The organism is Collinsella sp. AM17-1 (genome assembly GCF_003470665.1).
In the GTDB taxonomy this organism is placed as follows: domain Bacteria; phylum Actinomycetota; class Coriobacteriia; order Coriobacteriales; family Coriobacteriaceae; genus Collinsella.
The window spans coordinates 1-2,110 of sequence record NZ_QRJZ01000038.1 but is presented as its reverse complement, the minus strand read 5'-3'; the positions used below and the strand labels follow the sequence as shown (position 1 = coordinate 2,110).

The window sequence follows — 2,110 nt, the reverse complement described above, 5'->3', positions numbered from 1 at the left end:
TCCGGTCCGACCGGGCCGCGCGGCAAGGAGATATATTGCCAGACCGGAGGGGCCCCGTGGGCGGGAATCTGGGCGTACACGTTTCCTACACAATTCGGAATTCTCAGCTGTATTTATCGGTAATAAAGAGGGGACCTCGTTTCCGAGATCCCCTCCTCCGTCTATCTATAGAAATAGGCTTTCAAAGCCTTAGGCCAACAGCTTGCGACCGGATTCCTCGATCGCGTCAAGTGCCGCATCAGCCTCGGCGGCATCCGCGCCCTTGGCGAAGATGTACAGTTTAATCTTGGGCTCGGTGCCGGAAGGACGAACAATACCCTTGTTGCCGCCCTCAAGATCGAACTCAATGACGTTAGCCTTCGGCAGGCCGTTCACGCAGGTGTTGTAGTCCACGACGGCCTCAATCTTGGACCCAGCAAGCTCCGCAGGCGGGTTCTCGCGCAGACCGGACATGATGCCGGCCATCTTTGCCGCACCCTCAGCACCCGGATAGCTCAGCGAAATCGTCTTGTTGTGGTAGTAGCCATACTTCTCGTACAGCTCGTGCATCGCATCGGCGAGGTTCTTACCCTGGAGCTTGTAATACTGCGCCATCTGGCAAATCAGCAGCGAAGTGCTCACGGCGTCCTTGTCGCGCACGTGGTCGCCAGCCAGATAGCCGTAGCTCTCCTCGAAACCAAAGATAAAGCGATCGACCTCGCCAGCATCGGAAAGCGAGGTAATGATGTCGCCGATGTACTTGAAGCCCGTCAGGCAGCGGCGGAGCTCAAAACCGTACTCGTCGGCCAGAGCGTCAACCATGGCGGAAGAAACGATAGTAGTAACGGCAACCTTCTTAGTGAGGTCCTCACCGCGGGCAGCACGGGTCTTGCAGATATAGTCGAGCAGCAGAACGCCCATCTCATTGCCGGTCAGCAGCAGATAGTCATCGCCATTCTTAACGGCAACGCCAACACGGTCGGCGTCGGGATCGGTTGCAAGCAGCAGATCGGGGTGAACCTGCTCGCAGAGATCGATGCCCTTCTGCATGGCCTGACGGATCTCGGGGTTAGGATACGGGCAGGTCGGGAAATCGCCGTTAGGCTCCTTCTGCTCGGGAACAACCGTGACATCGGTGATGCCAGCGCGCTCGAGCACCGTCGTGACGGGAATGAGGCCGGTGCCGTTGAGCGGAGTGTAGACGAGCTTAAGCGGAGCGCCAGCGATCTCCTCGGCAGAAAGGTTAGTCACGCCGCGGGCGAGAACGGCGTCGTAATAACGCTCGAGGCACGAGTCATCGATCCATTTGACCAGACCCTGCTCAAGAGCCTCATCGAAGTCCATGGACTTCACGCCGGTGAACGTATCGGTCTCGGCGATAGCCTTAGAAATTGCATCGGCGGCCTCGCTGGTGATCTGGCAGCCGTCGGGGCCATAGGCCTTATAGCCGTTATAAGGCGCTGGGTTATGGCTAGCGGTCATGCAAATGCCACCGGAGCACTTAAGGTTGCGGACGGCCCAGGAGAGCGTCGGCACAGGAGAAATCTTGGGATACACGAGGGCAGTCACGCCGTTTGCTGCAAGAATGGCAGCCGTCGTCTTGACGAACAGCTCACCTTTATTGCGGCTATCGCGAGCAATGGCGACCGTCGGATGCTTGAAGGTCGCATTGAGGTAGTCAGCGAATCCCTGGGTCGCACGACCGACCGTATAGATATTCATACGGTTAGTGCCCGCACCGATAGTGCCGCGAAGGCCGGCAGTACCGAAGGCGAGATCCTGGAAGAAAGCGTCGGTGATGGCGTCCTCATCACCCTGCTCCTTCATCATGTTAAGCTCAGCGAGGAGCTCCTCGTCCTTGACATTGGCAATCCAAGTATCAAGCAGCTCATGAACATCTGCCATGTGAGTCCTTCCGTCACAATCAATAAAACGACCCGTGTAAAACAGGACAAGCGCAGCAGTGCGCTAAAGCAAATATTAGTCCATTGAGAACAAAGAACCGACCAAAGAACGGTGAACGTCTATATTCAGCGGTGGATGATTAAATTGATTTAATTGCATAAGGAATGTTTCATGTAAACGCAAAAAAGGGGGAGGCCGCGAGGCCTCCCCCTTCTTCAATCTCGAT

1 protein-coding gene is annotated in these 2,110 nt (G+C 56.3%); it reads right to left on the bottom strand.

Going from position 1 to position 2,110, the window contains the following annotated elements:
* Positions 1-189: 189 nt before the first annotated feature.
* Complete coding sequence (locus DW195_RS10210; RefSeq protein WP_118206647.1) at positions 190-1,884, bottom strand: phospho-sugar mutase; 1,695 nt, start codon at positions 1,882-1,884, stop codon at positions 190-192.
* Between the last annotated feature and the right edge of the window lie 226 nt (positions 1,885-2,110).